Consider the following 26,479-nt stretch of genomic DNA (forward strand, 5'->3'; position numbering starts at 1 on the left):
CAAAAACGTCACAATGAACAAACTTGCCAATAATCTAAAATAATTTCCCTATAGCCTTTTATAGAGTGTGGTTTTTAGGGCTATTTAAGACTAATAGATATCAGATACTTATGATTGATCATAAAAAAGTGCCAACAAAACGTTGAATATTCCTCGCCTATTTCGGCTAGTCAAACTCGTCGAATAATACTGTGTTTATACTATTATCAATAGTATTGATGGTCATAACTCATGAGAGTAAGGTAGGAAAAATGAAAAGCACGATAATCGCTCAGTTAGTAGCGTTCACCCTTGCACCTTTGGCATTGAATGCTTCCGCAGAGCCCCCTACCTTTCAAATGGGTCAAATGCTATCAGAAGCTCAAAATACCTGTATTGTCAGATTTGATGACTCGGTGAGCAAATTTGATGTAGAAGGACGAACACGAGGTATGTTGGTCGCCGCTAATGCTCAGGCAAAACATATCTACAAGCACACTATTATAGGCTTTGCAGTCAATATACCTTGTGTTAAAGCGCAAGATGTCTTTGGTGACGAACCCGATATTATGAGTTTTGAGCAAGACAGTCTGGTGTTCGCCTTAGCTCCTCCTCCAGGAAAAGGAAAGGATAAAGACAACTCGGAAGATCCACCTGAGGAAACCAGTCAAACAACCCCATGGGGCATTACTCGAGTCGGCGGTCCAGTGAACGCGAGTGATAAGGTCGCATGGATTATTGATACGGGGATCGACTCAAATCACCCAGATCTAAATGTTGATATGAGTCGTGGCTTTACCGCTTTTAGAAGCGGACAAGACAGCACCCCGAATGACCGACACGGCCACGGTACACACGTTGCGGGAACAGTAGCTGCGCTAGATAATAATAGAGATGTGGTTGGCGTTGCTGCTGGGGCCAGTGTGGTACCAATTAAAGTGCTCAATAGACGCGGTTCAGGTACAACATCAGGAGTCATTGCAGGTGTTGATTTCGTTGCGGCTAACGCCAGTTCTGGTGATTGTGCCAATATGAGTCTTGGTGGAGGTGCTAGTACATCACTAGACAACGCTGTTATCGCATTGGCTCAGACTGGTGTACTTGTTTCACTTGCCGCTGGTAACAGTAGTAATCATGCGAATACATCTTCTCCAGCGCGCGCTAATCATGCCAACATTTATACTATCTCGGCGACAGACAGTAATGACGTATTCGCCTACTTCTCTAACTACGGCAATCCGCCTGTTGATTATGCCGCTCCAGGGGTCGCTGTACTATCAACCCGAATGGGTGGTGGTACTGTAAGCTATAACGGCACCTCAATGGCAGCCCCTCATGCTTGTGGTGTACTTCTCATAAAAGGCAGTAGCCCTCAATCAAGTGGAACTGCTAGTGGAGATCCTGACGGTAATCCAGATCCAATTATCCACTTATAAAACCAACACAAAAAAGCCCGGAACGAATCTGGGCTTTCTTTTACCAGCAAACTATTCAGTCATTGCCTGTAGCTTTGTTCTAGCTTGTTCTTCGTGCTCTGGTTTAATCGCACTTCCGACCGAGTTTGCCGCTAAGGTTAGTGCGGCCATATCATCGGTAAAACCCACACCAGCAATGACATCCGGCACCATATCGGTAGGTAATACAAAATAGGCTAACGCCCCACCAAGAACCGCTTTATGTTTTACCGATGTCTCAGAGTCAGTCATCGCAAGCCATGACTTGATGCCCATAACGGCCAACTCTTCGCCCGCTTTTTTCACTGAACCTTTCATCTTTGTCCAAAAGGTTTTTTCATCGGGTGCTTGAGCGGTTTGGTCTGACATTGCTTTTAGAGTCGCAGTTGAATCCATCTTTGCCTCCAAATTTCCCATTGATGGCACAGATTCTACCGATGTAAACATGAACCAGAGATTAACCAACGCATCTCAATAAAAAAATCCCCAAGCTTTCACTTGAGGATTTATTCATTTTTATTTTTGTGGTGTGGGGGAGAGATTACTTAGCAAGCTTTTCTAGCACTCGCATCAACATCTTAATACGAGGCTCAATCGACTCAAGTAATAAGTACTCTTGGTCACTATGAAAACCCGCCCCTATTGGCCCTAAACCATCAAGCGTTGGTACCCCTAAGATAGCCGTGTTGTTCGCATCAGAACCACCACCCACTTCTTTCCAGTTAATGTCGATAGATAGCTCACCTGCTGCTTGCTCGACTAACGTCATCAACGCTTCAGTCTGCTCGCTTGGCACCATTGAAGGCTTGTACGCTTCACGCTCTAGTTGGATTGATACACCATCAACAAATGGATGTTGAGTGAGACCATTCAGCTCAGTATCCACATCATCATACTCAGCGTTGCTCCAAAAACGAACGTCAACAATCGCTTCAGCATGTTCAGGAACAATGTTCGCACCTGCCCCGCCAGAAACAATACCCACATTCAAAGTCGTTCCAGATTCGAAGTTAGTCATCGCGTTAATCGCAATGATCCAGTTAGCCATTTCAGTGATCGCACTGCGGCCATTTTCTGGTTCATTACCTGCATGAGCTGCAACACCGCTGAAGGTCAGCTTGTAGCGCGCCATGCCTTTACGCGCTTTGACTAAGCCGCCACCTGCACGCGCTGCTTCAGCAACCAAAACGTTTTTCGCTTGCTTCGCCGTTGTTTGAATCCAATCGACAGAATCGAGAGAGCCTGTTTCTTCATCTGGATTCATACAGATACAGATAGACAATTTATCTAGTACCGCTTGATCAAGGTTACGCATCGCGTAGACCACATTCAGCAGGCCTGATTTCATGTCAGACACGCCTGGGCCATACGCTTTTTCCGCATCAGTGGTCATTGGGCGAAGTTCCGCTGTGCCTACTGGGAAAACGGTATCCATATGACCAATAAGCATCACATCAATCTGCTCTGCTTCAGGCTTGTTACGAATCTCTAAGCCTACGCCTGCTTTACCACAGTCAATGCGCTTTACCTGCCAGCCTTCTAACTCAGCAAATTTGGCTTCAAACTGATCAGCGATAAATTTAATACCATCGATAGTATAAGTACCGCAATCGACGTCAATCAATGGACGAAGCTCGGCTAAATAGTCGTTCAGTGAAAAGTTCATAACGTAACCTTAAACGAATAGGTTCATAACAAGCATTGCGCCGAATGCGTTAAGTACTGAAATAGCGATCATCACTGGAATGTAGCGACCTTCGGTACCGATTGGGCCCATGATGCGTCCCATGTACTGAACTTGAGAACCCATTAGGTAGATAGCAGGTGCCAAAATAGCGATATGCGCACCATTAAGAATACCTTGGTCAAACAGGGTAATCACAACACCGACCGCGCCGCCCATCGACATCCATGCGCCAATCAATACCGCTGCCGCTTCACCCGGTAAGCCAAACACCGCCATGATTGGAGAGAAAATCGTGCCCATTGCATCTAATGCACCAGTAATTTGCAGTGCTTTGATGATCACGAATGCCATCAGTACGTTAGGAACGGTAGAGGTAGTCGCAATCACCCAACCTTTTTTAGCACCTTCAACGAAAATGTCCGTTACCATAGGTTTTCTTGCTTTAACTTCGCTCATTATGCCGTCTCCTCTTTTAGGTTCTCAGTCTCTTTGTCTTCTTTATCTGCTTTACCTTCAGTTAGATTTAGGTAGATACGGAATAGGTTTGCACCGACAAACTTAAACACAAACATAATCGCTACCGCTAAGCCGATTGATGACGTCACCGCTAAAGAGCCGTCGGCTAAAGTCAGAGTAAATAGCACTGCACCCGATGAGAAGAAGTTAACGATGGTGGCACCGGCAGTGAACTGGAACATTGTGAACACATCCGTTTCACGTTTTGTTAGTCGCCCTTCGTCTTTTAACTGACGAGTCATTGCCGCACCCGCATCGGTACTTTGTAATGAAGCGATAAGTGCAAGACCTGAACTACCAGGAATGCCCATTAGTGGACGAAGTAAAGGAGTCAAAAGTTTACGTGCAGCATCTAATGCACCGTAATGCTCAAGGACGTTGATCACACCCAATGCGAACATCACCGTTGGGATCAGGGTTAACGCGAAGATAAAACCATCACGAGCGCCGCTGCCGCCTTTACCGCGTAACGAGGTCGTCGCCGCTTCTACACCTTCGGCAGTCTCTTTTACGTCATACGCGACTTTACCAAATGAGCCATTTAGTGTTGTGAAGTCGAGCACACCGTACCAGTCATTTGACTTCATCAAGCCAGAGAAAAATACCACTGCGAACGCTAAGGCAACGTAGCATCCCCACGTAACTTTACGTTCTTTTTGAGTTGGATCGGACATAATTCACCTATGTTTTCTTATGTGGAACAGAACACATAGGATCTTGATTCAAAGTCATTGCGACAGTGATGATCGGAATCAAATAGTGATACAAACTATTAATGACTTTTCATCTACTATCATATTTTGTGATTGACGCCATAAACAGAACATCAAGCCAACCATAAAAATCAACATTGCATATCATAAAGATTCATACTTTAGTCATAATCAGTTAATCAATTGGTGACAATTCGAACAGATTGAACCTACTTCACATACCGATTATCAATTCCTCTTTAGAATGGATTCATCATAAAAACAATAACTTTCCAAGAACTTTCAAGGAGTGAAAGTATGAAAATGCCGTGGTTCATTTTTGTTGTTGCCCTTTTTCTATTGCCCATATCTAGCTTTGCCGCCACCAACTCCAGTCAAACGCTCCCCTTAACTGAATCAACAATCGGCTATGCTGCCCTGATCATATTCGCCGTTGCCTATGCCTTGGTAATGCTTGAAGAGTATTTGCAACTGCGTAAGTCAAAGCCCGTGTTGCTTGCAGCGGGTGTGATTTGGGCGATGATTGGCTATGTCTACTCTCAGTACGACCAAATTGAAATAGCGAAAGCTGCTCTTGAACACAACTTGCTTGAATACGCCGAGTTGCTGCTGTTCCTCTTGGTAGCAATGACCTATATCAGTGCGATGGAAGAAAGGCGGCTTTTTGATGCCCTACAAGCGTGGATGGTCGGCAAAGGATTTAACTTCAAGACCCTATTCTGGTTAACCGGTATTTTGGCCTTCTTTATTTCACCGATTGCCGATAACCTTACCACTGCCCTATTAATGTGTGCTGTGGTCATGAAGGTCGGTGGAGATAACCCGCGCTTTATCAACCTTGCCTGTATCAACATTGTGGTGGCCGCTAACGCAGGCGGCGCCTTTAGCCCATTTGGTGATATCACAACGCTGATGGTTTGGCAGGCTGGGCACGTTTCATTTGCTGAATTTATGCCACTGTTTGTCCCTTCCGTGGTCAATTACGTACTTCCTGCGTTAATCATGTCGTTTTTTGTTCCAAACACCAGCCCAAATGTTGTCCACCAGCATGTCGAACTTAAGCGCGGCGCACGACGTATCGTTGCCCTGTTTATCCTTACCATCGCGACAGCAGTTGCGTTCCATGCTGTGCTGCATTTCCCACCAGTGATTGGCATGATGATGGGTCTTGCGTATCTGCAGTTCTTTGGTTTTTTCCTGCGCAGAACCCTCAAAGCATCACTGCATAAAAAAGCCGCTATAGCGATCGAGAATCGAGATGATCACGCGCTAAAACGCCTAGGTTCTGTTGTTCCATTCGATGTCTTTAGACGAGTCTCTCATGCCGAGTGGGATACGCTGTTGTTTTTCTATGGCGTCGTAATGTGTGTCGGCGGTCTAAGCTTGCTTGGTTATCTGGGGCTTATTTCTGAGGTGATGTATACCCAATGGGACCCAATCTGGGCCAACGTCATGGTGGGGATTCTTTCTGCTATTGTCGATAACATCCCGGTAATGTTTGCCGTGTTAACCATGGAACCGACAATGGATATGGGTAACTGGCTACTCGTAACGCTGACCGCAGGTGTTGGCGGTAGCTTACTCTCAATTGGATCTGCCGCTGGTGTAGCCCTGATGGGTGCAGCACATGGCAAGTACACCTTCTTTGGCCACCTTAAATGGATGCCTGTCATTGCTGTTGGCTATGTGGCAAGTATTGCGGCCCACCTAATGATGAACTCCGCTCTATTCAACTAAACAATAGGGACATCTAAAACAACAAGAGCTGCGTAAATGCAGCTCTTGTTGTTCATAATCTATCGTTCATGGATTAGTCGAAGCGCCTAACCCAAGTGCTAGAGAGTTGATATTTCGCACAAACACTACAGGTTAACAGCTCATTATCTCCGTGAATACGCATCACGATATCATCACGCTTCTCTTTGGAGTTATTACGCATCTGGATAATCAAGTTATCGCCATCGACTTCAAAGGGTTTGGTATAAGTTTCACCCCTTTCTTTAGTCACTGTAATTTCTGCATCACTAAACTTGAGCAAATCACCGTTATGCTGATTCTCATAGATGCCAATAAATGAGTAGGTTTCTTTATTAAGCAATCTCTCGGCATTTTCCTCCGAGCAACCCAATAAGCCAGCGAACAAAAAGCCGACAACACCAAGTGTCATTTTCCAGTGCTTTACTCCCATTACTACCTCGTTTTCTCCAATTCCAATAGTTTGGCTTTTCGTTCAACCCCACCAGCATAGCCAGTCAGTTTACCATTTTTGCCGATAACACGATGACAAGGAACAACAATCGAAATTGGATTTTTGCCATTTGCCAATCCAACAGCTCTGACCGCCTTAGGGTTATCAATCGCATTGGCTAAATCTTGATAGCTCCACGTTTGTCCATAAGGAATCATGGTTAATGCGTGCCAAACCTTTTTTTGGAACTCCGTTCCGTTTGCTGCCAAAGGTATATCAAATACTTTACGTTGACCAGAAAAATACTCATCCAGTTGAGTAGTAATGTGATTGAGTAAGTGATGATCTTCTACGTACTCACCTAAGCTCTCTGGTTGCGTCGTCTGTGTCTCAAACCATGCACCAAGCATGCCATCATCATTAATTTGTAGGGTCATGACACCTAATGGTGAGGTATAAGTGGTATAAAATTTTTTCATGCGTGACTCCAACAATGAAATGTCGCATAGCTTCCCCAAGGAGAAACCGTCTCGGTGGTTAAATGGGTAAATTTCTGGCAAGCCTTTTTGACCACAAGGTCGCTATCAAGAAAGCAATTAGGCTCACTCTTCCCTCTTAACCGTGCGTAATTGACTGTCCACGGGCCTATCCCCTTCAAATCGAGCCAATTATCCAGTGGCTCATCACTATGCTCCACCATATAGTCAGCAAACCTTGATAACGTTTCTTTTCGACTCTGTGGCATTTTTAAAAATGACAGGTCCGCTTGGCTAATTTCTTGCGGAGTAGGAAAGTGCGTCACGCCATTTGGCTGTAGCGTCTGAGTCAGCAAATTCAATTGCCCAATCGCCGCTTTGATCGATACTTGCTGGCCTAAGATTGCTCTAACGCCCGCTTCCCAAGGACTCCAGACTCCGGGAATACGAATACCAGAACGCGTAATCAACTCGGGCTCAATTTCACTAAGTTGAGACTCAATTTGCAAAACATCACTGTCTAAATCAAACATACGGCGGACTTGATTGACCAGCGTACGTAACTTGGTCATGTCATCAAGTTTGAATTCAACCCTCATCACACCCGATTTGGGATTAGAAATAGCAAACCACCCGCGGCAATCTTCGATTCGAATGTACCGCTGATACGATTCCGGCGTCACTTGCTCCAATCCCTCAATTGATCTTAATTGGTAGAAGTCGAGCATATGCTGCCAATCTAGTGGCCCTCTAAACGCCAGATCGACATGGTTCATACGGTTATCGAGGTTGGTATCTTTACGTATCTGACTCGGAGCTAGCTTTAACGTCTGCTTAAAGGCGTCATTAAAGCGTCGAACACTATTGAATCCACTCGCAAGAGCAATATCGGTAATCGTCAGCTTAGTCGTGTGCAACAATTGCTTGGCAAACATCAACTGATAACAAATCGCATACTGCTTAGGTGACATACCGATGTGCTGGGTAAAAAGTTTACGCAAGTATCGATCAGAAATGCCCAAGCGCTCAGAAAGATCAGTTAACGAGGAGTGAGTTAAAGCGCCTTGCTCGATTAAGTTTACCGCTCTTTGGAAAGTCGCCTCTACGCCTTTCCAAGCCCAAGAGCTTGGCGCACTGTCTGGCCTACAACGCAGACACGGTCGATATCCCGCCTGTAAGGCTTGCGCTTTATCTAGGAAATACTCGACGTTCTCTTCCTTAGGTAAATTAGCCGGACAGATAGGTCGACAGAAGATACCCGTTGTTTTTACCGCCACATAAAAACGGCCATCAAAGCGTCTGTCTCGCGCCATTCGAGCAATATGACAATCATTTTGCGTTAAAGAGGTAAATCCGTTTTCCATCATATTCCTAATATTCTTCAAACTGTTATCTAAAGTTTAAAGCTTCATTAGGCAAATACTAGCCACTTTCGGAACTAAAGCGTATTTGCCAATGGATATTCTTCTTCTAGGATTAACAGTGCAGACAATAAATAATAAGGAAGTTGGCTATGAACCTGCACTCTTGCACTGTTGTGCTTAAAGATAATCTCACTATGACGTGTGATGATGTTGAACAAACACTAGGTATAATTGACCAGCACGGTCCCACCAACATTGACCGTATATTGATTGATGCGTCTGATGGTCAATCCATACGTTCGTATCACGAAATGAGCATTGAGGAATCGATCGAAAGCTTAATGAGTCTATAAATAAAAGCATATTACAGAAAAGCCTCGGTATCCCGAGGCTTTTTTTATGCGTCATTGGTTATTCGTCATCAACAGGCAGATCGGCCATCTGTTGTAGACTGTATGCAGTCACGGGATCGATAGTCTTAACTAACTCTTCAACCTGTTTAATCGCTTCCACCGAGGTACTCGCCTTACGGTAGCTAAGGTAGATTGGGCGATACCAATCTTCCACACCGCGTACTTTATACAGCTGACCACTCGCTAAGAACGGTTCAACTAAAGATGCAGGTAAGTAAGCACCTCCTCCCTTTTCAAGGATGAAATCTAGGGCGATACGCGCGGTTGACGTGCGCAAATAAGGCGCTGGAATCTTAGAGTGTCGCTCGGCATGTTCTGACGCAAACTTAGTTCCCCAGTCAACATAAACGTATTTACCTTCAAACACGCTCTCTAATGCATCTTCTTGTGTAGAAACCAAAATCAGCACCACGTCTGCCACTTTTTTGCAGTTCAGCTCATCGGCTTTAATCTGATCAAACGCAAATGCCATATCGAGCGTGCGTTCTTGTAGCTGGCGATTGAGAACCTCACGACCCATGATCTCCGCCATAAAACCATAACCTTCAAATTGGTCAGTCACTAAACTCAAACAATTTTGTAAATAGGCATCCCATACGCTCGGCGTACCGCCTAAGGTCAGTTGTAATGCTTTGCCACTTTCTAGAGAGAGCTCTAACTTAGCTTGCTGCAAAGTGCTCACCATAACTTCAGCGTAACCAATCAAACGCTCACCGGATGAGGTCAATTTGATGTTGTTACGGTCGCGAATAAACAGCTGAGTATCAAAGTAGCTTTCTAGCTGCTTAATACGTGCACTCACCGCAGCTTGGGTGATGTATAGATTTTCTGCAGCTTTGCCGAAATGTCTGACTTGAGCCAGCTCTAAAAACGTTCTGAAGACTTTTACGTCCATTGGGTTACCTCTACCGACGATCTTGTAAGGTTAGCAAGTACGGTGAAATTTTATAATCTTTCAATCACTAAAGTGTTATCTAAATTTAATAAAACTATTCAATAGTTAAGATAAAAAGGTTTTGTTTTTCTTTTATGAATTTTACGCCTACTTTTCGCTCTAGTTCCCCATGTAGGTATTTATAGAGGCTACCAAAATGTCAGACACTCAATTTCGTCATGGCAAAAAACGTTTTTACGACAACACTAAATTCCCACGAGGCTTTGCCAAGTCGGGTGATTTTACGCTTGTAGAGGAAGAAATCCTAACCCTTTATGGCGACACCATGCTTGGTTTGGAGTCTGGTGAACTGCAACCAGAAAACGCCGAAGAAAAGCACTTCGTAAAAGTACTGGCTCTGCCAGGTAAAGCGAAGTCAAAACTAGAACGCGTATGGCTAAAGTATGTTCAACTGGCTCGTGGTCGCAAGCGTTTCCACACGCTAAATGGTCGCACTAAGCCTGATGCTAGCAGCATCGAAGACTACGCAGACGATGTAAGCTTGGTAGAAGAAGATTAACATCTGAGCCCCTGATACTAGCAGCGCTATTCTCAGGGGCTTTTTCTACACTGGTAAGTTTTGAAGTCACTCGAAAGAGTCTTCTGACCATTCCACGACCCAACAAAATTGTTTGGAGGCGTCTTTAACTCTTACAATCCACAACCTTATTGCTTTGATTAACTCTCATTCACATAGCTAGATTTACTATGCAAATAACTGAAGTGTTCTCATTTGCATAATTTATTAATCTAATTTAAGGATGAATAATGAACGTCAAAGTCATCACCCCACTCCTTGCAGCAAGTACTATTGCCACGCTGAGTTCATTTAACGTTGCAGCTCATGGCTGGGTTGAATATCCAAATGCTCGTCAAAATGTCTGTTATGAAGATGGCGGATTTTGGACCAACGAGATCCCAAACCAAGCTTGTCAGGCCGCTTTCGATATGTCTGGCGCTTACCCGTTCGTACAACGAAGTGAAACGGCAGCCAATGTCCCTAACTATCGAGATATGGCACACGTAAAAGCAATTGTGCCTAATGGCCAGCTGTGCTCGGCGGGCGACGCAGCGAAGAAAGGTCTGAGCATTGCCTCACCACATTGGCAGCGAACCAATGTTGCCTTAGATGAGAACAATCAAATTGATTTTGTCTTTTTTGGCAAAGCGCCTCATAACCCGTCTTACTGGGAGTTCTATCTGACCAAACCTAACCACGACTTCTCAAAGCCTCTCAAGTGGGATGATTTGGAACTGATCGATACCGCTGGTGACATCGCCGTCGATGCCGAAAAACGTTACCGCATGAAAGTCACCTTCCCAGCGGATCGTTCAGGTGATGCGATCCTTTATACTCGCTGGCAACGCATCGATGTGGCAGGCGAAGGCTTTTACAACTGTAGTGACATCACTTTTGCTTCATCAGGCACTACTCCACCGACTGGCCCAGGTGAACCGACCGAACCTGGCAACAACCTCACCTCACTTGGCTCGTTTGTTCCACAAGGTTTAGGCCCAGTAGAAGCTGGCGACACTATCCGCTTCCGCACATTTGACGCAACGGGTAGCGAGATTGTTGACCTAACTTTGCCAATTTCAGCCACTAATAGCCAAACTTGGCCTGCCGAGATGGCTGATCAATTTAACGCGCAGCAAACGGGTGATTGGTATGTAGGCATTTGGCATCAAGAGATGAATCACTATATGTTTGATAGCAACAACATTGCTTCGAACCAAGTGTTCGCACCAGACAATTCATTTAGCTATGCCCTGTCGCTGATTAAAGGAAACACACCACCTGTTGATCCTGTCAATCTATGGGACCAAAACGCCGTCTATAATACGGGAGACATCGTCACCCACAGCGGTAGAGAATGGACCGCACAATGGTGGACTACAGGCGAAGAGCCTGGCACGACCGGTGAATGGGGCGTTTGGCGTTAATGGGCTAATTACCCTACAAATAAAAAGCCCGCTGCAATTGCGGGCTTGTTTTATTTTGCCAGTAAGGCGACTTTCTTGAGAAAACTGTCACGTAGATGTTCTTGGTCGTACTCAAGATGATAGGTATTGTGAAAACCTACCTTAAGTTCAACACCATTGCCACGCATGTAGATGTTATAGCCATCATAGTCTGAGAACGCTTCAACGCCTTCATACATCTTGCCATGTTCGGTGGGCGAGCCATTCGCCATGACAGTCTCATACGCTTGCAAGATTTTTCCTGGGTCGAGTTCGTTTTTCATACCACACCCTCCTTACTCTAATATGTAAAGTATGAGCAATGAGTGGGGGTTTTGCTATCTCAACCCTTGAGATAAATCAAACCTCGACCAGTTATTCCGCGCGAACAACTTCAGCTAAAGTCTGCAATCTCTGCAGGCTATTTTTGACATAAGGATTATTGGTATCCCAAGCGTATCCCGCAAGGATTGAACTGATCATCTGCTTAATTCGTGGATTAGGCTTTTGGTAAAAAATCACATCTTGCAGCGTACCGTTGTACCAACCTTCAACGTAGGTTCTAAACGTGTTTACACCGACCATTAGTGGTTCAGCGTACTCTTGCTGCCAATCGACTTTTTCACCGTTTAGCTGACGGATCACACACTCTGCCGCATATTGCGCAGACTTCATTGCAATCGTCACACCCGAAGAGAATACAGGGTCAAGGAATTCACCTGCGTTACCCAGCAGTGCGTAATGAGGCGTTGCAAGGTGCTTAACGTTGGCAGAATAACCGCCAAGTTCACCAGCCGGATTTGGGTACTCAGCGTTGGCAAGCAATGCCGCTAAACCTGGCTCTTCGCCAGCAAGTTGCTTAATCGCTTCAATCTTATCGTCTGGGTAGTTGTCGAAGAAGTCAGGTTCACCAACAATACCAAAAGAACAAATGCCATTAGAGAATGGGATCAACCAATACCAGACATCATGATTATCTGGATGGACTGAGATTAGAATCTTATTACGATCATATTGAGCATCTTGCGCATCAATGTTATCGACAATGTGAGTGAAGATCGCTTTACGCGGAGGTAAACATGACGGCTCTTCCAGATTCAGCATTCGTGGTAGAACGCGACCAAAGCCACTTGCATCTAGAACATAATCCGCTTCAATTTGATATGGGTTGCCGTTTTCATCGTTCACCGTTAGCAGCGAACGTTCACCGACAAACTCCATCTCTAACAGCTCATGTTGATAGCGGATTTCGACACCTTGTTCTGCAGCGCTATCTGCCAGCACTTTATCAAACGACCCACGCTGGACTTGGAAAGTGGTCCCCGGGCCCGGCGTGAACTTGTCTGTAAAGTTGAACTGGGTGTACACCCCTTCGCGCCTAAACGCTGCACCATCTTTGTATTGAAAGCCCGCCGCATTAACGGCATCTAACATTCCCGCTTGCTCAACGACTTCCATGCAAGCAGGTAACAGGCTTTCACCTATAGAAAAACGAGGAAACTGCGCTTTTTCAATCACAGTAACTTGAATGTTTTGCGCGTGAAGTAACGCAGAAACAGTAGAGCCCGACGGCCCTGCTCCGACAACTAAAACTTGAGTATTTTCTTTATACATAACGACTAATCATATTGCTCACGGACATACATCCGCTTACTGGGCTTTTAATTTTAATAATGTGTGGCCTAGACCGATGTTATCCGTTCTCTCTTCAACCATTAATCCAGCAGCATCAATGATCTCAAGAAAATCATCGCTGCGATAGAAACGGCTATTACCATTCGCGAGACAGGTAAAATAGAGCGACGTTGCGTTAAGGCTGTACGACGCAGCATCATATTTTTGCGCATCCCAGAACAGCTCTAGAATGTACACAGAGTCACCACTACGCAACTGATTTTTAACACGCTTTAAAATGCTTAAAATTTCCATCGGTGAAAAACAGTCTAAGAACTGACTCATCCACCATACATCAGCGTGTTCAGGGAGAGTTTGTTGCTTATCAAGCATATTGGCAGGAAATGGCGTCACGCGATCAGCAAAGCCATTTTTCTCAGCATTGGCCATCGCCATTTCAAGCTGCTGCGGCAAATCAACAATAGTGATCGCAACGTCGGTATCATGATTACAACATTGCATTGCCCATTTGCCCGTGTTGCCACCGATATCAACCAAGGTTTTTGGCTTAGATTTGAATACTTCTTCGAGTAAAATTGGGAATGAACGGTCAGAGTAAAAGTGATCAAATTTAAACCAGCTCTGTTTTGCTTGTTCAGGCAGTTGAGATAGCCCTTGGTAGATGGTTTCCCACTCACCAAGCTCTTTAAGGCCGGCAGGCTTACCTTCCACAATAGATTCTGTTAAGTGCATCATCGCTGCATAACAAACGTCAGCGGTGAAATCCATGTTCGCATTGGTCATGCCATCATGAAGAATAAAATAGCCGAGATTGGCTAAAGAATAGTTAGGCTTTTCCCACAAAACGATATCCGCACTGATCGCCATATCCAAAAGCACTTTCACACCATATTCCGATATATCGGTTTGCTGCGCGATTACGTCAGCAGATAAGCCTTGGCTACCGGCGTTATCTAACGCTTTCAAGACACCTATATCACGTAATGTTCTCGCGGTATGAAATACAATGGGTGCAAATGAAAGCTTTTGAGCTTCTGTTTTTGCCTGTAATGCGTTAAATCGATCTTTATTTTTATCTAGCACGAAAAACCTAACTATTTATCTTCTATCTGATTACTGAGCTGCCGCAATCAACGACAACTGACGTTTAATATCTACATTCAGGTTGTTGACCCAGCGATTGTAGTTACGATGGATTTTGCCATCTTCTGCTCTCAAATTATCTGAGTTGAGATAAAGAATGGAGTAAAACTTAGAATTAAATGGGATTTTTACTTCAGCATAATGCGAGCGAACATGAAGTTTTGCATTAAATTCACCCGGACTCACTTCTTCAACAACCCAACCACGATTCGTAGCTGCTTGCATAATCGCCATCTTAACTTGTTTACTTTGAAGATTATATCCAACTGGAGTATCCTCAACATTCATTACTGGCTGAACACGGCCACAACCAACAAGTAATAAAGCAAGCAATAGTGAGCTGAATAACTTAAATGGTGACATATTAATAGTTCCTTATTAGGTTTGTAGGTCAGTAATAGTATTTCGCTGTAAACACAACAATTCAATCTCTTATGCCAATATCAGTTCAAAACATTTCATTTAATATCGATTCATGGCTCGCGCATTCTAACGGATTCTCGCTGTCTCAAGATTGGGAAAATTGGGCAATTGATTTACAGTGGCCCGAAGAAGGCAAATTGATCACTTCGGCAATACCGCCGATGATGCGCCGCCGAATGAGTAATTTGTCCAAATTGGCAGTCCAAACGGCCATTGAATTACTCAACGAGTATGAGGTCGATTACTTAGTCTTTGCCAGTCGACATGGCGAATTACAGCGAAGCGCAGCACTGATCAAGGATATTATTCAAGGTGAAGAAGCGTCTCCGATGGCTTTTGCTCAATCAGTGCATAATACCGCGGCTGGCCTTGCGACTATCGCAACCAAAAAACCAATTCCACTAACATCAATCTCAGCGGCCGAAAACACCTTCCAAAGTGCCATACTGGAAGCTTGGTTGTACCTCAGTGAACACCCAAACCACAAAGTGCTGGTTATCGACTTTGATGAGCCATTACCAGAGCCATATACAAGCTTCGAAACCCAAGGCTATCGCGGTTACGGACTCGGCCTAGTACTTTCGAGCGGTGAACAGTTTAATGTTTCTTTTGCCAATAGCACACAAGACACCCAACCAGCGCTGCCACAAGGTTTGGAGTTTATTCGTCAGTATCTTTCAAATAACCGTGAATGGAAAATTGATTCACCTCGCCAATTGGGCAGTTGGAAACGTTCATGAGGAAGATCAACCAATATTGGCGAGTGTTCGCGACCGGTTTCTGTTTTACTATTTTCGGTCTCGGCGGGTTAGTTCTGAGCTTTATTGTCATTCCTGTCATACGTTTATTGACCAAGGGACAAAAGGAAACCGAATATAAAGTTCAAGGTGCAATACAGCGTTCGTTTAATTTCTTCTGTCAAACAATGAAATTTACCGGTGCGATTGATTACAAGATCATCGGCGCTGATATTTTGAAGCAAGACCGAAATTGTCTGATTGTTGCCAACCACCCTAGCCTAATTGATTATGTGCTTATTGCGTCGCAACTTGAACGTTGTGATTGCTTGGTAAAATCTGCCATATGGGTCAACCCATTTATGAAGCATATCGTCAAAGCGGCTGGATATATTCCCAATGAAGCGCCTGATGATCTGTTATCTATTTGCGAGCAGCGATTTGGCGAAGGGAACGTATTATTGGTCTTCCCAGAGGGCACGCGAACTACCCCTGGTATTGAATCAAAATTACAACGTGGGTCTGCACAAATAGCAGTACGCACAAAGAGAGATTTGCGTCTAGTACATATTACGGTCTCTCCGAGTTTTCTCACAAAAGAGAAAAAGTGGTATCAAGTGCCCCCAACTAAGCCTTTTTTCCTTGTTGAAGTTAAGGATAAAGTTGAGGTTGAGCCTTTTATCAAGCAAACTACAACTCCAACGTTAGCGGCTCGCCGTTTACAGCAGCATTTAGCGGAAACACTCTTTCCTGAAAATCCATAGTTACAAGCAGGTCCAAGTGGAAAAACTACATAACGAAATCAAACAACTCATCATTGATGCGCTTAATCTTGAAGATTTAACCATTGAAGATATCGAAACCGACGCACCTTTATTCGGTGACGGATTAGGTTTAGATTCTATTGATGCACTAGAACTTGGTTTGGCGATCAAGAAGAAGTACAACATTGTTATTGATGCTGATGACTCAAACACACGTGAGCACTTTGCATCAGTAAGCAATCTTGCTAACTATATCTCTGCCCAAACTAGTGAATAATTCGTAGGTACTTTCATGACAGATGTAAACAAAGAACAAGTATTTGACCAAGTGAAAGACGCACTTGAAGAATTGTTTGAGATTGATGCAGCCGATATTGTGCCAGAAGCGCATCTATACCAAGACCTTGATCTAGATAGTATTGACGCTGTCGATCTTGTGGTTCACCTACAAAACGTAACAGGCAAAAAAATCAAACCTGCGGAATTCAGCACTGTTCGCACAGTTGATGACGTAGTAAACGCAGTAACAGAGCTTCTGAAGGACGCCTAATGCGCCAATTGCTGACAGTATTGTCCGCAGTTGTTCTGCTTGCTTATCCATTTGCTATCTATTTTGGCATAGAGCGTTTTGGTATTTCTTTGGTGGGGGTAGTACTTATCGTCGCCTTAGGAGTTCGGTTGTTTTCCGTTCAGCGAACTCAGTTAAAAGAACTCAAGTCTGTCGTTCAAATCAGTGCGATAACTGGGATCTCATTGGTTGGCCTTAGCATCTTGTTTAAACAACATGGATGGATGACGTTTTACCCCGTCGTGGTCAACTTATGCATGCTGATTGTATTTGCCTCCAGTTTCAAACAACCGCAAACCATCATTGAACGCTTAGCTCGCCTTCAAGAGCCTAATTTGCCAGAAAGTGGTGTCGCTTACACCCGTAAAGTTACTGCAATTTGGTGTGCATTCTTCATAATGAATGGGCTGATAGCACTCTATACCTGCTTTCAGCCTTTAGAAGTTTGGACGCTCTACAACGGGCTAATCAGTTATCTACTCGCAGGAACCCTGATGGGTAGCGAATGGATAGTTCGTCAGTTTATTCGTAAGGATCACTAAACATCATGTCACTCGCTTGTTCTGACTTTGTGTCAATTGAAAACCTGCTCTGCGCCCTTCGCACCTCGGCAACGCCGGTTGCGTTTGGTCAGCAACAGGTGATCTCTTGGTGTGAGTTTCAACATGATGTTGCCTGCTACGTAAATATACTATCCAAGCAGGAAGCTAAGCGTGTCGCGCTATGCTTTAGTGATAGCTACCTGTTTGCCGTCGGCTTTTTCGCTGCCTGTTACGCACAAAAAGCCCTCGTCCTACCAGGAAACTACCAAACCGAAGCGGTTAAAGAATTACAGCAGCACTTTGATCTCTTGCTCCATGATGATGCGGTTCCTATTGCAACGGGACTAAAAGCCCTAACAGTCAGCAAGTTATCCTCATCAAGCGCTGAAACCAGCTCGGTCAGTTGGCAACCATTAGACACAACCAACTTGGAAGTGACTTTATTTACCTCTGGTTCCAGCGGCTCAGCAAAAGCGATAAGCAAAAGCCTTGAACAGCTCGATATTGAGCTCGCGATTTTACAATCCTTATGGGGTGAGAAAATCAACGGAACTCGAATTGAAAGCACCGTCTCGCATCAACATATCTACGGCTTGCTGTTCCGCCTTTTATGGCCACTGTGTGCCGCTAGACCATTCGCGATACAAAACCTCGAATTCCCAGAGCAAATTGTTCACCATGCTAGCCCAGATACCGTGTTAATCAGTAGTCCAGCGCTATTAAAACGCCTAACTCAAGAACACCAACGCACTCCGCTTAGGGCCGTGTTCTCCTCAGGTGGTCCACTGGCGAACTCAGCAGCCATTCACAGTGATGAGCTGTTTAATCAATTGCCTATCGAAGTGTTTGGCAGTACCGAAACCGGTGGTATCGCGCACAGACAACAATTCTCGGCTTCCACCCCGTGGCAATTATTCCCAGGAGTTGAAGCTCAGTTGAACGAAGAGCTCTGTTTACGATTACGCTCGCCACATATCAACGGCCAAGACTGGTATCAAACCGCCGATGAGTGTTATTTTCATGATAAGGTTTCGTTCGAATTAAAAGGTCGTACCGACCGAATCGTTAAAGTCGAAGAAAAGCGTATCTCTCTAGTTGAAGTCGAAAAACGTCTAGAGCAACTAGAATGGATTGAAGAGAGCGCTGTCATACCAAAAACCGAGAAGAGTCGACTCTCGCTATGTGCCGTTATCGTCTTAACGGAAAAAGGCCATCAAGAGATCAACACTCTAGGTAAGGGAAAGTTTTGGATAGCCCTTAGGAAAGCGTTACGAAATTGGTTAGAGCCGATCGCGATTCCAAGAAAGTATCGTTTAGTGGATGAGATTCCTTTGAATAGCCAAGGGAAACGACAAATCACTGAAATAGAAAAACTATTCCAATAAAGATTAATAACAATGGAACAAAGAAAACCAACCATTACCGAAGTGCACGTCGAAGACAAGAGCGCGACTATCATCATGAAGGTCGACGCTAATATCTTGGATTTTCGCGGTCACTTTACCCACTTCCCACTTTTGCCTGGTGTCAGTCAAATCGATTGGGCGCTGTTTTACGCCATTGAGTATTTAGGTACTCCGCCTCTTTTCAAAGGAATGGAAGTGATCAAGTTTCAAGAACCAATTCTACCGGATAGCTTGGTGACTCTTGAGCTCAATTGGGACGATGGCAAACAAAAGCTCGCGTTCAAATACAGCTCTCAGACATCAGACCGCCTAGTCATTCACTCTTCAGGCAAGATGAAGTTAGGTGGATAGTGTGAGCCATTACCAAGCCTGTTTTCTGATCCCTTGCTACAACCACGGCAGTACTATCGCCGCTGTGGTGTCTTCACTAGACTCCTTTAAACTCCCTTTTATCGTTGTGGACGACGGTAGCAATCAAGAAACAAAACAGGCATTAAACCAAGTTTCTCAGCAAGATAATGTCACGTTAGTCACCTTGGAGCAGAACCAAGGTAAAGGCGGCGCCGTGATGGCGGGCATTCGCCAAGCCAACCAACTGGGCTACAGTCATGTGATTCAAATTGATGCTGATGGCCAACATGACATCCAAGCCCTGCCAAAACTGATGGAACGTTCTGCTCAATACCCAGATCATTTGATTTCTGGCCAACCTATCTATGACGAAAGCGTGCCGAAAGCGCGTCTCTATGGTCGTTACGCCACGCATATCTGGGTATGGATAGAGACCCTCTCTTTTGCGATTAAAGACAGCATGTGCGGTTTTCGTGCCTACCCCGTGAAAAGCACCATCGCCGTACTCGATAAATACGATATCGGCACACGTATGGACTTTGACATCGAGATTTTGGTACGCATGTATTGGGAAGATATCGAGATCGACTTCGTTGAAACGCGCGTGATCTACCCTGAAGGAGGTATATCGCACTTTGATGCTCTGTGGGACAACGTAAAAATCAGTTGGATGCATACACGATTGTTCTTTGGCATGTTACCGAGAATCCCTAAGCTACTAACACGCAAACGTCGAACTGCCGGCAATGCTCACTGGTCAAAACGCCAAGAGCAAGGCACGATTATCGGCATTAAACTGATGCTGGCGATATACAGCCTGCTCGGCCGTAAGGCATTCAACCTGATCCTTAAGCTCGTGATGCGCTACTACCATCTAACGGGTAAAGATGCCAAACAAGCTTCAGAGACCTATTTGACCCAGCTCTCTAGCTACGCGTCTCAGCAGCAGATTGAATTACCTCAGCCATTAGACAGCTATCATCACCTGCTTTCTTTCGGCCACACCATGATCGATAAGCTTGCCGCATGGAAAGGCGACTTCAGTGTTGATAACCTCACCATCCATGGTCAAGAGCAGTTTCAAGAGATAGTCGATAACAAACAGGGCGTGCTATTGCTTGGCTCTCACCTTGGTAATATCGAACTTTGCCGCGCCCTTGGTCGTCGACATAAGCATATTAAGATCAACGCTCTGGTCTTTACTGAACATGCCGAACGTTTTAACACGGTTATGAAAGCCGTAAACCCTAAGTCAGACTTGAACCTGATTCAGGTCAGCTCAATGGGGCCTGACACCGCAATTTTACTGCAACAGAAGATCGAACAAGGTGAGTGGGTGGTCATCGTTGGTGATAGAACCTCCACCAGCAAAGAGAGCCGCTCGGTATGGGCTGACTTTTTGGGCAAACCCGCTCCTTTCCCACAAGGGCCATTTATGTTGGCTTCTGTGCTGAAAGCCCCTGTATATTTGCTATTTGGCTTAAGAGATGACTCCAGTGAGACACCTCACTTCAACGTCTACTTTGAGCATTTTAGCGACAAACTCGTATTACCAAGAAAAGAGCGCCAGAAAGCGCTACAAGATGTGGTGCAAAACTACGCTAATCGCCTAGAGCACTACACGCTACAAGCCCCTTTACAATGGTATAATTTTTTCAATTTTTGGACATTAAGTAATCAGCACGATGACGACGCAAAACAATAAAACCATTACGTTTGGCGCACAGGCTTTAACCATCGAAGATGTGGTAGCCATTGCTCAAGGTGCCAATGCCGATCTCAACAACTCTCCAGAGTTTACCGCTAAGATCGACCGCGGTGTCGCTTTTCTTGAGCGACTGCTAAAAGAAGAAGGCGTCATCTATGGCGTGACAACTGGTTACGGTGACTCATGTACGGTTGCCATTCCGCCTAACTTGGTCGATGAGCTGCCATTGCACCTTACTCGCTTCCACGGCTGTGGTCTTGGTGAAGTACTATCTCATGAGCAAGCGCGTGCCGTATTAGCCACTCGTCTATGCTCATTGGCGCAAGGTGTATCGGGTGTCACGCACGACTTGCTGAACCAAATCGTTACGCTGATTAACCAAGATATCGCGCCGCGTATCCCGCAAGAGGGCTCGGTTGGTGCAAGTGGCGACTTAACACCACTTTCATACTTAGCCGCTGCGCTGATTGGTGAACGTGACGTGCTGTACAAAGGGGAAACTCGCCCAACAGCAGAAGTGTTCGCTGAACTAGGCATTGACCCAATTCACCTTAAGCCGAAAGAAGGCTTAGCGCTGATGAACGGTACATCAGTAATGACAGCGCTGGCTTGTCTTGCTTACAAGCGTGCTGAATATCTCGCACAACTATGTACCAAGATTACGGCGATGGTCTCTGTTGGCATGCATGGCAACGACTTCCACTTTGATGAAGCGTTATTTGCAGTTAAACCTCACCCAGGTCAGCAACAAGTCGCGGCTTGGCTACGTGATGACCTGAAGGCTGAGCGTCCACCACGCAACAGTGACCGCTTACAAGATCGTTATTCACTACGCTGCGCACCACATGTAATTGGTGTGGTTCAAGACTCTCTGCCGTGGCTACGTTCAATGATTGAAAACGAGCTAAACAGTGCCAACGATAACCCAATCATTGATGGTGATAACGAACGCGTCCTGCACGGTGGTCACTTCTACGGCGGTCACATCGCAATGGCAATGGATACGCTAAAAACCGGTATTGCTAACCTTGCTGATCTGCTTGATCGTCAAATGGCGCAGCTGATGGATTACAAGTTCAATAACGGCCTGCCATTTAACCTAACCGGTGCTGAAGGCGAACGTAAGCCAATCAACCATGGCTTTAAAGCGGTACAAATTGGCATTTCAGCATGGACAGCCGAAGCACTGAAACACACCATGCCAGCAAGCGTATTCTCACGTTCAACCGAATGTCACAACCAAGATAAAGTGAGCATGGGTACTATTGCTGCACGTGACTGTCTACGCGTACTAGAACTTACTGAGCAAGTAGCCGCGGCTTCACTGCTAGCGAGTATTCAAGCGGTGGAAATTCGCCGTCGTCATAATGAACTCGACGAGCACCACATGAGCGACAACTTGAAGATGATTCGTGACGCCGTATTAAGCGAATTCGAATTCGTCATTGAAGACCGTCCACTTGAGCACGATTTACGTCACTTTATCGAGCGTATCCAGCAACGTCACTGGTCGCTCTATTCGGAGGCGTAATGGAGCAAGAGATCCTTTTTCCTCTTGAATCGGAGGTGACTATGGTCACCTCTTTCCAAGATGCCGACCCTATGGGTGTGATATACCACGGTAACTACTTCCGCTTTTTTGAAGAAGCCCGCCGTATCATGATGGACAAGATTGGCTACGGTTACTTGGCGATGAATGATTCTGGCTACATGTGGCCGATCATAGATACGCGCGTAAAGTACGTGAAAGCGATCCCGTTTAATCACGAGATCCGTGTGACGGCCAAGCTTACCGAGTGGGAAAACCGCTTGCGTGTCGACTATGTCATTTATGATGCTCAAACAAGCAAACGCATGTGCAAAGCACACACCACTCAAGTGGCCGTTTCTATCAAGGAACAAGAGATGTGTTTCGCCTCACCGCATATATTTATCGATAAAGTCGAGCAATGGCACCGAGAAGGAAAAGTCGCATGATCAAACGCTGTCTGGCTTCACTGCTAATGTTGATCTCTCCCCTAGCCTGGTCATCAGTTACCGATTTGGCTTCACTACAAACTCAACTTTCTCAACATGAGACAATACGAGGGGATTTTGTTCAGCAGCGCCATATTGAGATGTTCGAACAGCCATTAAGCTCTGAAGGCCACTTTACCCTCAATAAAGAACAAGGCTTGCTGTGGCAACAAGAGACGCCTTTCCCAGTCGGTTTAGTGCTCACTCAAGACAAACTGCGTCAAACCTTTGCAGGTCAGCAGCCACAAGTTATTACCGCGAAAGAAAACCCAATGGCGTTTTACTTTAGCCATGTTTTCCTTGCTGTTTTTCACGGCGATACAGAAGCACTCAAAGAGCAGTTTAATATTGCGTTCAGCACTGAATCTGACCAGTGGACAATCGAACTGACGCCACTCAATACGCCACTTAATGCAGTATTCACATCGATTACTCTGTCAGGCAGTGACAATATCGACCAACTCGAACTGTTAGAAATTCGTGGCGATCAAACCGAGATTAGCTTCACCAACCAAACCCATCAGCCTGAAGGATTAACCGATGTTGAAAAGCAACAGTTCAACTTCTGATCCTTGGTTTATGGGTAAACGAATAGCAGTTGCATGGCTAGGAATGGTGGGATTGTTCTTAGCCATGTTGTTCTATCAGTGGCTATGGTCAGCGCAATCACCGATTGAAACTGACATCCTCAAACTGCTACCTAAAAACCAGCAAAACCCAGTGGCAGAACAAGCTTTCGAGGCCGTTTCAAATAACCTTAGCGATAAGGTCGTGTTTGTGGTTACTGCCCCAGAGAGTCAAAACAGTTACGCCGCAGCAGGTAAGCTAGCTCAAGACCTTAGTGATACTGGTTTATTCACCGGCGTGGTCGGCCAAGTGGATGAGAAGCAACAAAGTCTTTGGGCCGCTTATTATTTTCAGCACCGCTTTCAGCAGCTCACCGATGAGCAGCGCCAGCGCTTAACCGAGCAGCCACAAGCTCAAACCCAACATGTATTGCAGTCGATTTATAATCCTTTTGCTGGCGTGACAGGCAATGAGCTTAGCAGTGACCCATTTTTGATCTTTCGCGACTACCTATCACAGCTCACCCAGCTTAGCAGTGCCTTTACCCTCAACAATGGCTTTCTCTCTACCAGCTATCAAGGGCAAGAGTACGTACTGGTCACAGCAACACTCAAAGACTCTCCCTATAGTCTTAGCGCGCAAAATGGCGTCAGTCACATCGAACAAATTGAGCAAAGCCTGACTGAGCAATATCACGTTGAGTTTTTTCATACTGGAGTTCTACTCTACGCTGAGTTCGGCGCCCAAAGCGCCAAATCAGAAATCAGCACCATCGGACTGTTTTCGCTGCTCGGCGTCGTCGTCTTAATCATCGGCGTATTTCGCAGTGCTGCCCCTCTTTCACTGGCATTGCTATCGATCACGATTGGCTTGATTGCCGCACTCTCGGTAACAACATGGCTGTTTGATACCGTTCACCTATTTAGCTTAGTGTTTGGTGCAAGCCTAATTGGCGTTTCCATCGACTATGCGTTTCATTACCTCACCGAACGGTTAGCGGCAGGTAATCAATGGGACAGCAAAAAAGGATTAAAGCATATCTTTGCTGCCATCACGATGGGCCTACTGACGAGCCTGATTGGCTATATGGGGATGCTGATTGCGCCATTCCCCGGTCTACAACAGTTAGCGCTATTTTCATCGATTGGCTTAGCCGCAGCGTATGCCACCGTCGTAGCTTGGTATCCAATCCTTGCCGTTAAACCAAGTAAAACTAGACCACTCCCAGGCCAAATTATTTGGCAACACTGGCTCAATGTGTGGTCGAAGCCGATAGTGCGCCGCGCACTACCACTAACGTGTCTGATTGTGGCATTAGTTCCGCTGGCTAACCTTCAATACGATGATGATATTCGCCAACTTCAAGCAATGCCTGAATCGTTGAAGCAGCAAGAAACCTTTATCTCGCAACTGAGTGGCTTAAACTCATCACAGCAAATGGTGGTCGTCACCGCTGATGATGATGAGCAGCTTTTGCAAAAACTCGAAGCTTTTAATAGCCAACTGATGCAGTGGCAAAACCAAGATGTTATTGAAGGTTTTCAGAGCCTCACGCAATACATTAGCTCGTCGGCAATGCAAAAATCTGACTATAAGCTGATTGAAAACTTGTACCAAACACAAGGCCCTGTACTCGCCAGCACGTTAAAGCTCACCGATGTTCCGCAGTTAACTCAAACCTTTGAGCCAGTATCCCTGCAAGATTATTTGACTCACTCCGTTTCTGAACCGGTTCGTTTTCTCTATGTCGGTAACGTTGAAGGCAAAGTCGCCAGTGTCGTGCTGCTCAAAAAGCTAAACAATATCGAAACAGTCAAAGAGTATGTCGCCGACCAGCCAGATATGAGTTACCTAAATAAAGCGGCTGAAATCTCCGCTCTGTTTGCTGATTACCGAATCAAAGTGATGGAGCTTATCGCCGTGGCCTTATTGGTCATTGGTGGAGTACTGACCAAGCGCTATGGCTTTTCTCATGCGATTAAGATTCTGATTCCGTCACTGATCGCTTGTATCGCCGGATTGGCCGCTGCTTCAGCGATCGGTTCAACGCTGAATCTGTTCAATTTACTCGCACTTATTCTCATTATTGGGATTGGCATCGACTACACACTGTTTTTTGCTGAAAAAGCCCGTAGCCCTAGTACATTACTCGCGATCACCTTATCGGCTATGACAACGCTATTGTCGTTTGGCTTACTGTCACTCAGTGAGACTCATGCCATTCATAGTTTTGGTATCACGGTACTTAGTGGCATCTTTGTCGCTTGGCTGCTGTCCCCATTAGCAATTAAAGAGAGGCACTCGTGAAACTGGCTCATATAACAAAAGCGCTAACGGTACTCGCGATGTGCGGAGTGCTCGCTGCTTGCGCGTCCAAACCTAAAGACACCACACCACAAGTTGAAATCGCGCAGGGTCAAATGGTTAACTTGCCCTCGCCTAGCTCTCTTGGTTATGGCTTGAATGCCAGTCAACTGATCACCGCAACTTGGACAGTTGACGACAACGCGCGCTCAGAGCAATTGCCCGTTCAACTGCAAGTTAGCGCAGACAAGTTGGTACTCGCAGGGTTTTCTTCTTGGGGAACACGTATCTTGTCGCTGACTTATCAAGATGATGCGATAACCAGTGATGTTCTAACCGGATTAGGCAGCGCGCTTCCCGCACCAGAACAGGTACTATTTAATCTAATGATCACTCTCTGGCCCTCTTCTGCTTGGGGAGGCCCTTTAAATGAGGTAAGGTGGCAAGTGATTGATAAAGAAAACTCTCGAGCGATTTTCGATAGCAATGGCACTCAAATTATCAACATAAGATACGGTAATACTGAGAAGCTAGATGGAGAAATTCTCTTTCACCATCTGATTGACGGCTACACTATAAAAGTTAATACGCTCCAGTATCAAAAAGACCAACTGACACCGCAGTAACTT

Annotated in this window: 30 protein-coding genes; 18 read left to right on the forward strand and 12 right to left on the reverse strand. The window is 45.4% G+C overall.

The window, feature by feature from the left end; translation table 11 throughout:
* The first annotated feature begins 251 nt into the window (after positions 1–251).
* A complete protein-coding gene (locus ACHUFZ_RS06995) occupies positions 252–1,415 on the forward strand; it encodes a S8 family serine peptidase (protein WP_394126518.1) in 1,164 nt (387 codons plus the stop codon).
* Positions 1,416–1,466: 51 nt separating this feature from the next.
* Here ACHUFZ_RS06995 and ACHUFZ_RS07000 read toward each other — a convergent pair whose 3' ends face one another.
* From ACHUFZ_RS07000 to ACHUFZ_RS07015, 4 genes are all read right to left on the reverse strand, one after another.
* Positions 1,467–1,829 carry a YkvA family protein gene (locus ACHUFZ_RS07000; RefSeq protein WP_394126519.1) on the reverse strand — a complete coding sequence of 121 codons (363 nt, stop codon included), beginning with the start codon at positions 1,827–1,829 and terminating at the stop codon, positions 1,467–1,469.
* Positions 1,830–1,974: 145 nt separating this feature from the next.
* Entirely contained in the window at positions 1,975–3,099 is a 1,125-nt protein-coding gene (locus ACHUFZ_RS07005) for a M20 family metallopeptidase (protein ID WP_394126520.1), read from the reverse strand.
* A 9-nt stretch (positions 3,100–3,108) separates the two neighbouring features.
* Positions 3,109–3,576: a YjiG family protein gene (locus tag ACHUFZ_RS07010; RefSeq protein WP_004412439.1), complete on the reverse strand. Its 468-nt coding sequence runs from the start codon at positions 3,574–3,576 to the stop codon at positions 3,109–3,111.
* Positions 3,576–4,310, reverse strand: a complete 735-nt coding sequence (locus ACHUFZ_RS07015) for a nucleoside recognition domain-containing protein (protein WP_134833971.1) — start codon at positions 4,308–4,310, stop codon at positions 3,576–3,578. The genes ACHUFZ_RS07010 and ACHUFZ_RS07015 overlap by 1 nt, the downstream gene beginning before the upstream one ends.
* Positions 4,311–4,646: 336 nt before the next feature.
* On the opposite strand from ACHUFZ_RS07015, the gene nhaD reads away from it, so the two are divergent.
* Positions 4,647–6,086, forward strand: coding sequence for a sodium:proton antiporter NhaD (gene nhaD, locus ACHUFZ_RS07020; RefSeq protein ID WP_394126521.1), 1,440 nt, complete (start codon positions 4,647–4,649; stop codon positions 6,084–6,086).
* Between the two features lie 73 nt (positions 6,087–6,159).
* Here the strand turns inward: nhaD and ACHUFZ_RS07025 are convergent, their stop codons facing one another.
* Genes ACHUFZ_RS07025 through ACHUFZ_RS07035 form a run of 3 tightly spaced genes read right to left on the reverse strand, consistent with a single transcriptional unit; the run spans position 6,160 to position 8,380 of the window.
* The gene (locus tag ACHUFZ_RS07025; protein WP_394126522.1) at positions 6,160–6,537 is read right to left on the reverse strand and encodes a hypothetical protein; all 378 of its coding nucleotides are present in this window, start codon (positions 6,535–6,537) and stop codon (positions 6,160–6,162) included.
* A 2-nt stretch (positions 6,538–6,539) separates the two neighbouring features.
* Entirely contained in the window at positions 6,540–7,016 is a 477-nt protein-coding gene (locus tag ACHUFZ_RS07030) for a methylated-DNA--[protein]-cysteine S-methyltransferase (RefSeq protein WP_394126523.1), read from the reverse strand.
* On the reverse strand, positions 7,013–8,380 hold the full coding sequence (locus ACHUFZ_RS07035) for a DNA-3-methyladenine glycosylase 2 family protein (protein ID WP_394126524.1): 1,368 nt from the start codon (positions 8,378–8,380) through the stop codon (positions 7,013–7,015). The genes ACHUFZ_RS07030 and ACHUFZ_RS07035 overlap by 4 nt, the downstream gene beginning before the upstream one ends.
* Positions 8,381–8,526: 146 nt before the next feature.
* Here ACHUFZ_RS07035 and ACHUFZ_RS07040 point away from each other — a divergent pair, with 146 nt between their 5' ends.
* The gene (locus ACHUFZ_RS07040; RefSeq protein ID WP_004412445.1) at positions 8,527–8,730 is read left to right on the forward strand and encodes a hypothetical protein; all 204 of its coding nucleotides are present in this window, start codon (positions 8,527–8,529) and stop codon (positions 8,728–8,730) included.
* Positions 8,731–8,788: 58 nt separating this feature from the next.
* Here the strand turns inward: ACHUFZ_RS07040 and ACHUFZ_RS07045 are convergent, their stop codons facing one another.
* Positions 8,789–9,685, reverse strand: a complete 897-nt coding sequence (locus ACHUFZ_RS07045) for a LysR family transcriptional regulator (RefSeq protein ID WP_394126525.1) — start codon at positions 9,683–9,685, stop codon at positions 8,789–8,791.
* Positions 9,686–9,881: 196 nt separating this feature from the next.
* Here ACHUFZ_RS07045 and ACHUFZ_RS07050 point away from each other — a divergent pair, with 196 nt between their 5' ends.
* A complete protein-coding gene (locus ACHUFZ_RS07050) occupies positions 9,882–10,244 on the forward strand; it encodes a MaoP family protein (RefSeq protein ID WP_134833966.1) in 363 nt (120 codons plus the stop codon).
* A 248-nt stretch (positions 10,245–10,492) separates the two neighbouring features.
* On the forward strand, positions 10,493–11,668 hold the full coding sequence (locus tag ACHUFZ_RS07055) for a lytic polysaccharide monooxygenase (RefSeq protein ID WP_394126526.1): 1,176 nt from the start codon (positions 10,493–10,495) through the stop codon (positions 11,666–11,668).
* Between the two features lie 50 nt (positions 11,669–11,718).
* On the opposite strand, the gene ACHUFZ_RS07060 is transcribed toward ACHUFZ_RS07055, so the two are convergent.
* The 4 genes from ACHUFZ_RS07060 to ACHUFZ_RS07075 all read right to left on the reverse strand — a co-directional run bounded on the left by ACHUFZ_RS07060 (position 11,719) and on the right by ACHUFZ_RS07075 (position 14,827).
* Positions 11,719–11,970, reverse strand: coding sequence for a DUF3081 domain-containing protein (locus tag ACHUFZ_RS07060; RefSeq protein WP_394126527.1), 252 nt, complete (start codon positions 11,968–11,970; stop codon positions 11,719–11,721).
* A 91-nt stretch (positions 11,971–12,061) separates the two neighbouring features.
* Positions 12,062–13,300: an NAD(P)/FAD-dependent oxidoreductase gene (locus ACHUFZ_RS07065; RefSeq protein WP_394126528.1), complete on the reverse strand. Its 1,239-nt coding sequence runs from the start codon at positions 13,298–13,300 to the stop codon at positions 12,062–12,064.
* Positions 13,301–13,336: 36 nt separating this feature from the next.
* Complete coding sequence (locus ACHUFZ_RS07070) at positions 13,337–14,404, reverse strand: methyltransferase (RefSeq protein ID WP_394126529.1); 1,068 nt, start codon at positions 14,402–14,404, stop codon at positions 13,337–13,339.
* A gap of 30 nt (positions 14,405–14,434) precedes the next feature.
* Positions 14,435–14,827, reverse strand: coding sequence for a hypothetical protein (locus ACHUFZ_RS07075; RefSeq protein ID WP_394126530.1), 393 nt, complete (start codon positions 14,825–14,827; stop codon positions 14,435–14,437).
* A gap of 71 nt (positions 14,828–14,898) precedes the next feature.
* Between ACHUFZ_RS07075 and ACHUFZ_RS07080 the strand changes: the two genes are divergently transcribed.
* The 13 genes from ACHUFZ_RS07080 to ACHUFZ_RS07140 are packed head-to-tail and all read left to right on the forward strand — an operon-like array spanning position 14,899 to position 26,476.
* Entirely contained in the window at positions 14,899–15,627 is a 729-nt protein-coding gene (locus ACHUFZ_RS07080; RefSeq protein ID WP_394126531.1) for a beta-ketoacyl synthase chain length factor, read from the forward strand.
* Positions 15,624–16,388, forward strand: coding sequence for a lysophospholipid acyltransferase family protein (locus tag ACHUFZ_RS07085; protein WP_394126532.1), 765 nt, complete (start codon positions 15,624–15,626; stop codon positions 16,386–16,388). Before ACHUFZ_RS07080 ends, ACHUFZ_RS07085 begins: the two co-directional genes overlap by 4 nt.
* A 16-nt stretch (positions 16,389–16,404) precedes the next feature.
* Positions 16,405–16,665 carry a phosphopantetheine-binding protein gene (locus ACHUFZ_RS07090; protein WP_053439572.1) on the forward strand — a complete coding sequence of 87 codons (261 nt, stop codon included), beginning with the start codon at positions 16,405–16,407 and terminating at the stop codon, positions 16,663–16,665.
* Positions 16,666–16,680: 15 nt separating this feature from the next.
* Positions 16,681–16,938, forward strand: a complete 258-nt coding sequence (locus ACHUFZ_RS07095; protein WP_134833958.1) for an acyl carrier protein — start codon at positions 16,681–16,683, stop codon at positions 16,936–16,938.
* On the forward strand, positions 16,938–17,498 hold the full coding sequence (locus ACHUFZ_RS07100) for a COG4648 family protein (RefSeq protein ID WP_394126533.1): 561 nt from the start codon (positions 16,938–16,940) through the stop codon (positions 17,496–17,498). Before ACHUFZ_RS07095 ends, ACHUFZ_RS07100 begins: the two co-directional genes overlap by 1 nt.
* A 5-nt stretch (positions 17,499–17,503) precedes the next feature.
* Positions 17,504–18,883, forward strand: coding sequence for an AMP-binding protein (locus ACHUFZ_RS07105; protein ID WP_394126534.1), 1,380 nt, complete (start codon positions 17,504–17,506; stop codon positions 18,881–18,883).
* Positions 18,884–18,895: 12 nt separating this feature from the next.
* Positions 18,896–19,255 carry an ApeI family dehydratase gene (locus ACHUFZ_RS07110; RefSeq protein ID WP_394126535.1) on the forward strand — a complete coding sequence of 120 codons (360 nt, stop codon included), beginning with the start codon at positions 18,896–18,898 and terminating at the stop codon, positions 19,253–19,255.
* A gap of 1 nt (position 19,256) precedes the next feature.
* Positions 19,257–20,960, forward strand: a complete 1,704-nt coding sequence (locus ACHUFZ_RS07115) for a glycosyltransferase family 2 protein (protein WP_394126536.1) — start codon at positions 19,257–19,259, stop codon at positions 20,958–20,960.
* On the forward strand, positions 20,941–22,494 hold the full coding sequence (locus tag ACHUFZ_RS07120) for an HAL/PAL/TAL family ammonia-lyase (protein WP_394126537.1): 1,554 nt from the start codon (positions 20,941–20,943) through the stop codon (positions 22,492–22,494). Before ACHUFZ_RS07115 ends, ACHUFZ_RS07120 begins: the two co-directional genes overlap by 20 nt.
* On the forward strand, positions 22,494–22,940 hold the full coding sequence (locus ACHUFZ_RS07125) for an acyl-CoA thioesterase (protein WP_394126538.1): 447 nt from the start codon (positions 22,494–22,496) through the stop codon (positions 22,938–22,940). Before ACHUFZ_RS07120 ends, ACHUFZ_RS07125 begins: the two co-directional genes overlap by 1 nt.
* On the forward strand, positions 22,937–23,548 hold the full coding sequence (locus ACHUFZ_RS07130; RefSeq protein ID WP_394126539.1) for a LolA family protein: 612 nt from the start codon (positions 22,937–22,939) through the stop codon (positions 23,546–23,548). Before ACHUFZ_RS07125 ends, ACHUFZ_RS07130 begins: the two co-directional genes overlap by 4 nt.
* A complete protein-coding gene (locus ACHUFZ_RS07135; RefSeq protein WP_394126540.1) occupies positions 23,520–25,853 on the forward strand; it encodes an MMPL family transporter in 2,334 nt (777 codons plus the stop codon). The genes ACHUFZ_RS07130 and ACHUFZ_RS07135 overlap by 29 nt, the downstream gene beginning before the upstream one ends.
* Positions 25,850–26,476, forward strand: a complete 627-nt coding sequence (locus ACHUFZ_RS07140; protein WP_394126541.1) for a DUF3261 domain-containing protein — start codon at positions 25,850–25,852, stop codon at positions 26,474–26,476. The genes ACHUFZ_RS07135 and ACHUFZ_RS07140 overlap by 4 nt, the downstream gene beginning before the upstream one ends.
* The last annotated feature ends 3 nt before the right edge of the window (positions 26,477–26,479 follow it).

The sequence above is a fragment of the Vibrio hepatarius genome, assembly GCF_043642085.1.
Classification (GTDB): Bacteria; Pseudomonadota; Gammaproteobacteria; order Enterobacterales; family Vibrionaceae; genus Vibrio; species Vibrio hepatarius_C.

Excerpts from the sequence above, each read along its gene's own strand:
- ACHUFZ_RS06995 (WP_394126518.1), top strand. The coding sequence starts at position 252 with ATGAAAAGCACGATAATCGCTCAGTTAGTAGCGTTCACCCTTGCACCT.
- ACHUFZ_RS07000 (WP_394126519.1), bottom strand. The coding sequence starts at position 1,829 with ATGGATTCAACTGCGACTCTAAAAGCAATGTCAGACCAAACCGCTCAA.
- ACHUFZ_RS07005 (WP_394126520.1), bottom strand. The coding sequence starts at position 3,099 with ATGAACTTTTCACTGAACGACTATTTAGCCGAGCTTCGTCCATTGATT.
- ACHUFZ_RS07010 (WP_004412439.1), bottom strand. The coding sequence starts at position 3,576 with ATGAGCGAAGTTAAAGCAAGAAAACCTATGGTAACGGACATTTTCGTT.
- ACHUFZ_RS07015 (WP_134833971.1), bottom strand. The coding sequence starts at position 4,310 with ATGTCCGATCCAACTCAAAAAGAACGTAAAGTTACGTGGGGATGCTAC.
- nhaD (WP_394126521.1), top strand. The coding sequence starts at position 4,647 with ATGAAAATGCCGTGGTTCATTTTTGTTGTTGCCCTTTTTCTATTGCCC.
- ACHUFZ_RS07025 (WP_394126522.1), bottom strand. The coding sequence starts at position 6,537 with ATGGGAGTAAAGCACTGGAAAATGACACTTGGTGTTGTCGGCTTTTTG.
- ACHUFZ_RS07030 (WP_394126523.1), bottom strand. The coding sequence starts at position 7,016 with ATGAAAAAATTTTATACCACTTATACCTCACCATTAGGTGTCATGACC.
- ACHUFZ_RS07035 (WP_394126524.1), bottom strand. The coding sequence starts at position 8,380 with ATGATGGAAAACGGATTTACCTCTTTAACGCAAAATGATTGTCATATT.
- ACHUFZ_RS07040 (WP_004412445.1), top strand. The coding sequence starts at position 8,527 with ATGAACCTGCACTCTTGCACTGTTGTGCTTAAAGATAATCTCACTATG.
- ACHUFZ_RS07045 (WP_394126525.1), bottom strand. The coding sequence starts at position 9,685 with ATGGACGTAAAAGTCTTCAGAACGTTTTTAGAGCTGGCTCAAGTCAGA.
- ACHUFZ_RS07050 (WP_134833966.1), top strand. The coding sequence starts at position 9,882 with ATGTCAGACACTCAATTTCGTCATGGCAAAAAACGTTTTTACGACAAC.
- ACHUFZ_RS07055 (WP_394126526.1), top strand. The coding sequence starts at position 10,493 with ATGAACGTCAAAGTCATCACCCCACTCCTTGCAGCAAGTACTATTGCC.
- ACHUFZ_RS07060 (WP_394126527.1), bottom strand. The coding sequence starts at position 11,970 with ATGAAAAACGAACTCGACCCAGGAAAAATCTTGCAAGCGTATGAGACT.
- ACHUFZ_RS07065 (WP_394126528.1), bottom strand. The coding sequence starts at position 13,300 with ATGTATAAAGAAAATACTCAAGTTTTAGTTGTCGGAGCAGGGCCGTCG.
- ACHUFZ_RS07075 (WP_394126530.1), bottom strand. The coding sequence starts at position 14,827 with ATGTCACCATTTAAGTTATTCAGCTCACTATTGCTTGCTTTATTACTT.
- ACHUFZ_RS07080 (WP_394126531.1), top strand. The coding sequence starts at position 14,899 with ATGCCAATATCAGTTCAAAACATTTCATTTAATATCGATTCATGGCTC.
- ACHUFZ_RS07085 (WP_394126532.1), top strand. The coding sequence starts at position 15,624 with ATGAGGAAGATCAACCAATATTGGCGAGTGTTCGCGACCGGTTTCTGT.
- ACHUFZ_RS07095 (WP_134833958.1), top strand. The coding sequence starts at position 16,681 with ATGACAGATGTAAACAAAGAACAAGTATTTGACCAAGTGAAAGACGCA.
- ACHUFZ_RS07100 (WP_394126533.1), top strand. The coding sequence starts at position 16,938 with ATGCGCCAATTGCTGACAGTATTGTCCGCAGTTGTTCTGCTTGCTTAT.
- ACHUFZ_RS07105 (WP_394126534.1), top strand. The coding sequence starts at position 17,504 with ATGTCACTCGCTTGTTCTGACTTTGTGTCAATTGAAAACCTGCTCTGC.
- ACHUFZ_RS07110 (WP_394126535.1), top strand. The coding sequence starts at position 18,896 with ATGGAACAAAGAAAACCAACCATTACCGAAGTGCACGTCGAAGACAAG.
- ACHUFZ_RS07120 (WP_394126537.1), top strand. The coding sequence starts at position 20,941 with ATGACGACGCAAAACAATAAAACCATTACGTTTGGCGCACAGGCTTTA.
- ACHUFZ_RS07125 (WP_394126538.1), top strand. The coding sequence starts at position 22,494 with ATGGAGCAAGAGATCCTTTTTCCTCTTGAATCGGAGGTGACTATGGTC.
- ACHUFZ_RS07130 (WP_394126539.1), top strand. The coding sequence starts at position 22,937 with ATGATCAAACGCTGTCTGGCTTCACTGCTAATGTTGATCTCTCCCCTA.
- ACHUFZ_RS07135 (WP_394126540.1), top strand. The coding sequence starts at position 23,520 with ATGTTGAAAAGCAACAGTTCAACTTCTGATCCTTGGTTTATGGGTAAA.